The organism is Methylobacterium sp. Leaf94, from assembly GCF_001426045.1.
In the GTDB taxonomy this organism is placed as follows: domain Bacteria; phylum Pseudomonadota; class Alphaproteobacteria; order Rhizobiales; family Beijerinckiaceae; genus Methylobacterium.
In genome coordinates, this window is the sequence record NZ_LMRM01000046.1 from 1 (window position 1) to 9148 (window position 9148).

Annotated in this window: 3 protein-coding genes and 2 pseudogenes; 2 read left to right on the forward strand and 3 right to left on the reverse strand. The window is 62.8% G+C overall.

Features of this window, described 5'->3' with window-relative positions:
• A pseudogene (locus ASG63_RS26875) lies at nucleotides 1-647 on the forward strand (hypothetical protein); the annotation flags it as partial.
• Nucleotides 648-1213: 566 nt separating this feature from the next.
• Complete coding sequence (locus ASG63_RS25570) at nucleotides 1214-2674, forward strand: glycosyltransferase (RefSeq protein ID WP_156394259.1); 1461 nt, start codon at nucleotides 1214-1216, stop codon at nucleotides 2672-2674.
• Nucleotides 2675-2775: 101 nt separating this feature from the next.
• Here the strand turns inward: ASG63_RS25570 and ASG63_RS19625 are convergent, their stop codons facing one another.
• The 3 genes and pseudogenes from ASG63_RS19625 to tnpB all read right to left on the reverse strand — a co-directional run.
• The gene (locus ASG63_RS19625) at nucleotides 2776-6342 is read right to left on the reverse strand and encodes a rhamnosyltransferase WsaF family glycosyltransferase (protein WP_082559410.1); all 3567 of its coding nucleotides are present in this window, start codon (nucleotides 6340-6342) and stop codon (nucleotides 2776-2778) included.
• Between the two features lie 790 nt (nucleotides 6343-7132).
• Nucleotides 7133-8636, reverse strand: a protein-coding gene (tnpC, locus tag ASG63_RS19630; RefSeq protein WP_200957565.1) for an IS66 family transposase whose coding sequence is annotated in 2 segments (ribosomal slippage) — nucleotides 7133-8104 and nucleotides 8106-8636 — 1503 coding nt in all. Because the reading frame shifts where the segments join, the coding sequence is not laid out codon by codon here.
• A gap of 267 nt (nucleotides 8637-8903) precedes the next feature.
• Nucleotides 8904-9002 (reverse strand): annotated as a pseudogene (gene tnpB / locus ASG63_RS26625) (IS66 family insertion sequence element accessory protein TnpB); the annotation flags it as partial.
• Nucleotides 9003-9148: the final 146 nt, after the last annotated feature.

A 9148-nucleotide genomic window follows, 5' to 3' on the forward strand; every position in this document is an offset into this window, starting at 1 on the left:
GGCAACGCCGTCCGGGGCCGGGTCGGCAACGCCGTCCGGGGCCGGGTCGAGACCATCGACACCCATGGCAGCCTGATCCACAGCGAGGGCGAGCACCTGACGACGGTGGTGGGGCTCGACGAAGTCGTGGTGGTCACCACCCCCGACGCCGTGCTGGTGACCTCGAAGGCGCGCTCGGGCGAGGTCAAGGACCTGGTGACGCGCCTGCGCGCGCAGGGCCACCCGGAGGCGGACGCCCATCGGCGGATGTACCGGCCCTGGGGCTGGTACCAGCGGATCGACCTGGGCGAGCGCTTCCAGGTCAAGCGGATCATGGTAACGCCGGGCGGACGGCTGTCCTTGCAGAAGCACTTCCACCGAGCCGAGCACTGGGTCGTCGTCAAGGGCACGGCGGAGGTGACACTGAACGACTCGGTGGTGCTGGTGCACGAGAACGAGGCGATCTACCTGCCGATCGGCTGGCGGAGGTGACACTGAACGACTCGGTGGTGCTGGTGCACGAGAACGAGGCGATCTACCTGCCGATCGGCTCGATGCACCGCCTGACCAACCCGGGCAAGATCCCCCTGGAACTGATCGAGGTCCAGGTCGGCTCCTACACCGGCGAGGACGACATCATCCGCGTCGAGGATATCTACGGACGCTGAGACGGACGACGGTGGCTCACGCCTCGTCGCCCTCATTCGACTACGGACACAGCGCCACGCTGTGGATCGCGACACGGCCGATCAGGGATACCGTTCAGGCCGTGCCGCGGAGGGCCCATCGCGATGAGCGTCCCTCCGGCGGCACGTGGGAGTGATCGTTCGGGACTCGGCAAACGGGCCGGCCTGGTAAATCGTGCGCGGCGGTGTGAGACAATTCCGAGGGACGGGTGACGGCGCGCAGCCATATTCCCACGGTTAGCGGAGAGCCCGTCGCGGGATCGCAGGCGTTCGATCGTGCGAGGGACGGCGATCTGGGGTGATGGCGGACAGACATCGCAGCGCTGGGACCCAGCATCTTGAACCAGCCTCAGCGGATGGCGGACGGGAGCCGAATCGCGGCCGAACGACGGGCATGGAGGGGGCCTCAAGGCCAGGAGTCCGGAATTCGAACGCGGGCATCGAAATCCGAGCCGCCGGACCAGTGAATTTGTATCGACCGGTCCAGGTGCTCTAAAGGACTGCCTCATGGACGTGATTTTAGCGCAAGGCCGGTTCGTTCTGGCAGAGTGCTGGAAAATCAGCTGGTAGCAATGTTTCCCATGATTGCGATGCTAAACCGGATCTATTTGACCTGGCGCGTTAAAAGATTACTGGAAATCCTGAATAGAGATATCAATTTCGAAGAGTACTCGGCTTTAAATCCTGACGTGGGTCTTGGCGGGATGCGCCCGGCTCATCATTTCATTCGGTTCGGATGGTCTGAAAATCGGTTGGTGACCGGAAGCCGAACGGCTGCGGAATTTTTTGCGACCCATTCGTCCGTCGCAGATGCCGTCACAAAGTTGAACAAAAACGTTTATCTGAAGGAGGTCGAGAAAATATTCGACCGCAAACATCCGCTTCTGTCGAAGAATGACGTTCGGTTCATCGGCTACGTCGAATCGAAGCTTGGGCTGGGAACTGCGACCCGAGGTACAGTCGCGTGTTTCCGTCGGTCGTCCTCCCGATACTCGATCTATCCCTACAGCCATGGCGCGGTGGACAGATACGAGGCGAAGTTTCAACCTGAGAAATACGATACCTATCGTCGACACAAGATCAACGTCTTCGAACTCGGTCTGGATCACATCGACCATGCCATCGACTATGTCAATGGTGGATCCGAGATCAAGTCTTATAACATTCTGAAGCTGTACTGGGAGCTTTCAGATATACCGTCCGAAAAAATCGAGGCCTTGAACCTTTACGACGAAGTCTGGGCTCCATCGAAGTTTGTGCATGATGCCGTCGCAAAAGTTTTCAAAAACAAAATTCTAATCATGCCGCCCTACGTCGATGTCAGCTGTCGGGGACATTTCAAGAGGGATCGATTTGGTCTTTCGAAAGAAAAATACTACTTCCTGTTCTCATTCGATTACAACTCATCGATACATCGCAAGAATCCTTTCGCCGTCGTGAGAGCCTTTAAGGCTGCTTTTCCGCTGACCGACACGTCCGTTGGTCTCGTCGTCAAGTCGAATAATCCGACGAACTCGTCCGTCGACCCACGGCTGGTCGCGGAGCTAAAAAGTATCGATGAACGGGTCGTATTTATCGAAGATTACTTTGAGCGTGCGACGATGCTGTCACTTATCGCTCGCTGTGACTGCTATGTATCGCTTCATCGTTCGGAAGGATACGGCATGGGAATGGCGGAGGCTATTTGCCTTGGCCGAAAGGTGATTGCGACGAACTACTCGGGAAATATCGATTTTCTGAATAGATACAACAGCTTTCCGGTGGATTATAAGATGGTCGGCGTCGAGGCCCATCAGTACAATTTCGCTGCCGGTCAGACATGGGCTGAGCCGATCCATGAGAGCGCCGTGCAGCAGTTTCGTGCCGCCGCCCGCGACCGTGTTCCCCGCGTCAGAGGCCTTATCGAACAGCAGCTTTTCTATCGCCGTTCCATACCTAGCAAGGCGCAACTGGCGAAGATGATGTCATCGCGCATTCGCGCCATCAAGGAAGCGCTTCGGCCAAATTAAAGTAAGGCTTGGGTCTGTTTGAGTATGCGAATGGATTACAAAGTTCTATGAAAAGGCGAGTGCGCATTAAAGACTGTTAATCAAGCGCATGAAGCTCTCTTTCAAACTGATCGACCTTTGACGGTTGCGCGGTTCTGGTCGAGACGCAGCTGCAGGACACGCTCGGGAATGCCCTGTTCTTCGGCGAAGGCCCGGTCGCGCGCATCCATGCCACGGATCGCTCCTTCCGTGTCCGGATGCAGATCGATGCCGAAGTGCTCCGCCCAGAAGCGTCCCTCGACCGCCGAGACGGCGCGCTGCTGGGCCATGTCGAAGGCGTGGGAGTGGTAGACCACTGCCTCGTCGACATAGGCCTTCTGAAAGCCAAGCCTCAGGGCCTCCGCCGCCCAGATCTGGTCCTCGCCCCACTCGACGTCCGGATAAGGCAGGATCTTCCAGGCTTCCCGGGACATCGCCGAATTATTGTCCGAGTAGAACTGCAGGGTCATCGCCCAGCTCTGGCCGCCCGGGTAGAAAAAGCTCGGCAGGCCGGTTTCGCGATCGATCATATCGGGCAGGAGGGCGAGGCGGTCGAACATCTCCTGCAGATCGCGCCGGGTGAAGGGATCGTGGTCCGGATAGGCCTCGTGCCGGCCGATCACGCCCGCGACGCGCGGTCCCCGCGCGAAGCCGCCGATCAAGGCCGACAGCCACCGCGCGTCCTTCGGACAGGCATCCTGGGTCAGCAGCGCGACGTAATCGCCCTCCGATCGGGCGATTCCGAAATTGCGCGTCCGACCGTGCTGGAACGCGGCCTTGTCGATCGTCTCGACCCGGAACTTGCCGCCGCGCGCCCGCACGCGCTCGGCGGTGCCGTCCGTCGAGCCGCTGTCGACGACGAGCACGTCGTAGGGAAAGTCGCAGACCTGTTCGGAGAGGGCGTCGAGGACGCTGTCGAAGGCCGGCCCGGCATCGTAGGTCGGGATGAAGACCGTGGCACGGGTGCCTTTCAATGAGGCGGGCGCGGGAAGCGTTGCGACGGAGACCGGTGTGAACCCCGTCTCGCCGAGCCGCTCGAAGAGGGCGGCCTCCAGCGCGCGGGCGCTCCGCTCCCAGGACGTCGCCTGCGTGAAGGCGAGACCGCGGGCCCGTTGCAGGGCCTGGCGATCCGGATCCGAGGCGAGGCGCTCGATCGCGTCGGCGATCACGTAGGGCATCGGGCCTGCGAAGGTGACCTCGTCGTTCTTGAAGATCGCCCGGGTGCTCTCGGTGTCGATCTCGATGACGGGCAGGCCGCAGGCCATCATCTCCAGCGGGATCAGCGAGTAGTTCGTCGTCGAGAAGACCACGCCGAGGTCGCAGGAGCGGTAGAGCGCAGCGAGTTCCTTCGGCGTCAGGATGCCGTGTTGGACGTGGGGAAACGCATACTGAAGCACGAGGTCCGCCTGGCCGAACAGCGCGACCTCGAACGGGAATCCGCGCTCGGACAACGCTTCGAACGCGGCGAAGCCGAGGGCGACGGCCCGGCGCGGCGTATGCTCCCGCGCGTAGAAGGCGATCCGGATGGGCCGGGCGGCCACGGCCGGCCGCGGCGCCCCCTCGGAATAGACCGTGTGATCGGCACAGAGCTCCCAGGCCCGCGCCCAGACGCCGCGGGCTCGCATGCGGTCCAGCAGCCAGGTTCCGGCGCAGAGATGGGCGAACCCGAAACCGTAGGTGGCCTCGGCGATCAGGTTCAGATCCCCAGCCGCATGGAAAGAGGGCTCGAAGTCTTGTATCAGGTAGAAGCGTTCCTTGACGTTCTGCACCTGGGCGGCCGGATAGGCGCTCCAGCAATCCGTGGCGATGAGCACGTCGGCCGAGATCTGGCGCACGTCGTCCGGCAGGAAGCGGACATGGACCCGCGATCCGATGGGCCGGTACCAAGTCTGGAGCAGGCGCTTCGCCTGCGCCTGGTTGTCGAAATGCGCGGCGTTCTGAAACCAGATGGTCTGGTGGTGCCCGAAGCGTTCGAGCCACTCGACTAGACGGAAGATCGTCATGTGGCCCCCGGCCCCGCCCTGGGCGAAGGACGGCACGATCCAGTGCACGTCGAGGGCGTCCGGGTTGTAGAGTCGGCTGACCGGCGCCACCGGAAGCGGCGGCCGCCGCGCGATCCGCGGCGTGTCCCGGGGCCAGAGCGTCGCGGGCGGGCAGCGGCTGCTCTCCCGGTCGGGAAGGCCTGAGACCGGGATCAGGCGGTCGCGGCGTTCGGTGACGTAGTTGCGGACCGCGTAGCCGGAAGCGCGCACCACCAGCGGCATGATGCGTTCCAGGGCATGCGCGAAGGTCAGGTCGACCTGATCCGCCTCGGCTTCGAACCGGTCGAGGGTCGTCAGAGCGTCCGCGAGCGTCGCCAGGCCCGCGGTGCGGTACCAGGCCATCGATCCGGCCGGGTAGTCCGGTTGGGCTCCGGCAGCGGCCGGGAGTCCGAGGACGGCGAGGAAGGCGTCGATCGCCGCGCTGTTCTGCTCGACGTTCACGTATTCCCGTATGCGGTGGAAATTGCGGGGGTACAGGCAGCCCAGCGACGGGTCCGCCGCGAAGCGCTCCAGGACCCAGTCCACCAGCGCCTTCGATCCCAGGGTCTGGTCGAAGAGGTAGTGGCGCCACTCCTCGCCCCAGGAAACGTGGGTGCTGACCTTGGTGTGCAGATGCAGGACGACGTCGCAGGCGCGCCAGACATCTTGGCATCCCACCAGGAAGGGACCGATGTCCCGACCGCGATTCGGCACGACGCGGACCTCGGTGGGCTGCCTCACGGCATGGCGGTGCATCGCGCGCGCGATGAACTGCGCATCGGCCGCGGAGACGGCGGTGATGACGATCCTGGCGTCGGGCGGCAGGTTGTGGAAGCCCGGGATGAGTTCCTTGATCAACTCCGGATAGAAGCAGTGCGCGTGAACGCAGAGGCGCAGCGCAGGCCCTGTCGTGTCGGTGGCGCGGTCCCGCAGGTCGACCGCGATCGACTCGGCGCTTGCCGTCTGCGGGACGATCTGCTGAACCTGCGCATGGTACGTGTCGATCAGACTCCGTCCGCGGCTTTCCAGCGCGGCGAACGTCCGACGATAGTAGAAGGACTCGAACGCGGAAGACGGATCCCGATACTCGAATTGCCCGAAATGGATGAAGTGCTGAAGCGGATCGATGTTCGCGTCGACGACATCGGGATGGTGGCTTCTGTAGAAGTCGGCATCGAAAACCGACTTGAACGTCGCCTCTGCAGCCGCTGATGTCGCCGGTGGCGCCTCCGCCCGACGACGCCAGCGGTAGCTCCCATAGAGCGCGACGCAATGTTCGGCTGGGGTCTTGGCGGTGAGATCGAGGGTCGGGTGAGCGGCGTAGAACGCCCGCGGATCGAAATCGTCCGTCGGACGCCGCAGCTCAGAGCCACCATCCAGGAGGTAGTGGATCAGCGGATTGATCCCGATCTCTTGGACATCTTGATAGGTCCTGAGATAGAATTGAGTATCAAAGTATGGCGAGGGTCGGAAACCTGTTTTCCAGCCAATATCATAGAAATGCTTTTCCGCGCTCGTGTACGGACCTATACCGTAGCTTTTTCTATAGAATCTCTTATCAAATAAAACACTCCTCCGAATAAGCTCGACATGCCTGCGGAAAGATTTGCTTTTATGAAATAAACTCATTATACATAGACTCGCAATATAACAGACTTTCGTTAATGCAATACTCAGCACACGTTTGTTGTCAGCGAAAGCATCCTATCCATTATTTGCGCTCGGCTAGCCCAGCTTCGCAGTCCTATGCCTTTCCGATTCGATGTCTTAAAAGTCCTTTTACAGAAGTGGAATGCTTCCGCGAACAGTACAGGGATTCCCAGCGAGCGCGCGGCACACTGTTTCAATATCTAGAGGGAACTTCGCGCCAGACGGGCCATGCATCCGCGGCCAATGGTTACTTCGTGCCAAAGCCTCGATTCCTTCTGCTGAGCATCCGCAAGCCCTAGCGAGTTCATCCGCCGTGCGCCAACGTGTCGGTTGAATGCTGCCGTCGGACATACTCTTCTTTCTCCCTAAACGATGTAATCCGTAGCACGTCCGTTGACGCTCTGGCCGCCAAGGATGATGCAGACCATCCATGTCCGATATGCGAGCGTAGCCTCACCGTTCGGCGAGAGCTAGCAGCAGCAATCCAACATGGCATGCAATGGTGATTCCGCCGGACAGAGCCAATTGCCTAGCTTCCTGGCGCGCTACAAGCACAACCTCGATATTCTCTGTCGGATTCGGATCGGAGGTACCTGTGACGACGCCAGTGGCTCGGATGAGGTGTAGACGGTTGGAATAGCGCGCTGGGTCGACGCTTAGTTCGGCGAGACGGGCTAACGTCCCGCCGATGTTCCCGGTTTCTTCACAGAGTTCGCGAGCTTCAACGTACGCCTTCGGTGAAGGCCGCGGTCGTGGTCCCGGCGGGATGTCAGGCGGCGATCTGCTGAGGGCGGAGCTGGGTCCTGTTCCAGGGGAGCAGGTCGTCGATGCGCCGGGCGGGATGGTCGGGTAGCCGCGCGAGCACGTCGGCGAGCCAAGCCTGCGGGTCGATGCCGTTGAGCTTGGCGGTCTCGATCAGGGTGTACAGGGCCGCGGTGCGATGGCCGCCCGCATCCGAGCCGGCGAAGGTCCAGTTGCGGCGTCCCACCGCGATGGGACGGATGGAGCGTTCGGCGGCATTGTTGGACAGGCAGATCCGTCCGTCGTCGAGGAAACGGGTGAAGGCTGTCCAGCGCTTGAGCAGGTAGTCGATCGCCGCTGCTGTGGGAGCCTTGGCCGAGAGCCTGGCGCGGTTTTCCCGCAGCCACACCTCCAGGTCGGCGACGGGGGCAGCCGAGCGAGCGCGGCGGTGCGCGCAGCGTTCATCGGAGGCAAGACCGTTGGCGGCGCGCTCGATGGCGAAGATCGCATCGATCCGCGTCACCGCCTCGATGGCGATCGGAGCCTTCCTCAGCTCGGCCAGCTCGAAGAACTTGCGACGGGCATGCGCACAGCAGGCCGCCTCGCGGATCGGGCCCGGCTTGCGACCAGGTTCGTACAGCCGGCCGAACCCCGAGAAGGCGTCCGCCTGCACGATGCCGTAGAAGTCGCCGAGCCAAGTCTCGGCATGCGCGCCGGAGCAGTCGGGGGAATAGAAGTAGGCCGCGGCCGGCGGTTTGGGTCCACCGAAGGGGCGGTCGTCGCGCACCACCGTCCAGAGCCGGCCCGTGCGGGTCTTCTCCTTGGCCAGGACCGGCACCGGCGTGTCGTCGAGGTGGAGGCGCTCGGCCCCCCGTACATGAGCCTCGATCCGGGCCACTAGGGGCGACATGGCGGTGGTGACGGCCCCGACCCACCCGGCGAGCGTCGAGACGTCGATCGGCACGCCTTCATGGGCGAAGCGCTGGCTCTGGCGGTGCAGCCGGCAGGTGCAGGCCGAACTTGACCATCATCACCTCAGCCAGGAGGTTCGGACCGGCCCGACTCCGCGTGATCGGGTGGGAGGGGGCCGGGGTCTGAGCGATGGTCTCGCAGTCGCGGCAAGAGAAGCGCTCGCGCACGTGCTGGATCACCACCCAGCGTGCCGGGATCCGCTCCAGGGTCTCGGTGACGTCCTCGCCGAGAGGGCGCAGGTGCGCGCCGCCACAGCAGGCGCAGGCTGTCGGGCCGGGATGGACGATACGTTCGCGCGGCAGATGCTCGGGCAAGGGCCGGCGGGCGGGTTTGCGCCGGGAGGACCCTGAGGTGGCGTGCTCTTCGAGCGCGGGCGCTTGCGCCTCCGTCTCGGTCAGCGTCTCCTCCAGATCCTCCAGCGTTAGTTCGAGTTGGTCGATCCAGGCGCTGGGTTCCAACGAGGCCCCGAAGCGCTCCCGTCGCAGCCGGGCGACCTCCAGCTTCAGCCGTTCGACCGCGATCTCGGATACGAGCCGCGCCGCCCGCTCGGCCAGGATCATAGCGTGGGCGGCAGCGAGATCGGTGGGAAGCGGCGGGGGCTCGGACGCGTTCGGCACATCCTGAGAAGAGCATATTGCTCAGCCTCTGTAATGCGTTATCCTCAGCCGACGACGCTCGGACGCCACGTCTCCTGCGGCATGCGCCAGTCGATGCCCGAGAGCAGGTAGCCGAGCTGCGCCGTCGAGATCGTCACCGCTCCGTCCGCTCGACAGCCACAGGAAACGACCGCGGTGGAGCCGCTTGGTGTACAGGCACGCGCCCTGGCCATCGTGCCAGATCACCTTGATCAGGTCGCCGCGCCGGCCGCGGAACACGAACAGGTGCCTGGAATTGGGATCGCGCTTCAGCGTCTCTCGGACGATCATCCCCAAACTAGAGCGGTGTCCGATCGGATTGAATCGATTAGGGTTTTGAGAGCGGCGCAGATGTGATTCGATGCCCGGCTTTCCAGGAGGAGAGCCGGATGCCCTCAGCCCTGTCAGCCGATCTGCGTGAACGCGTCGTGGTGGCT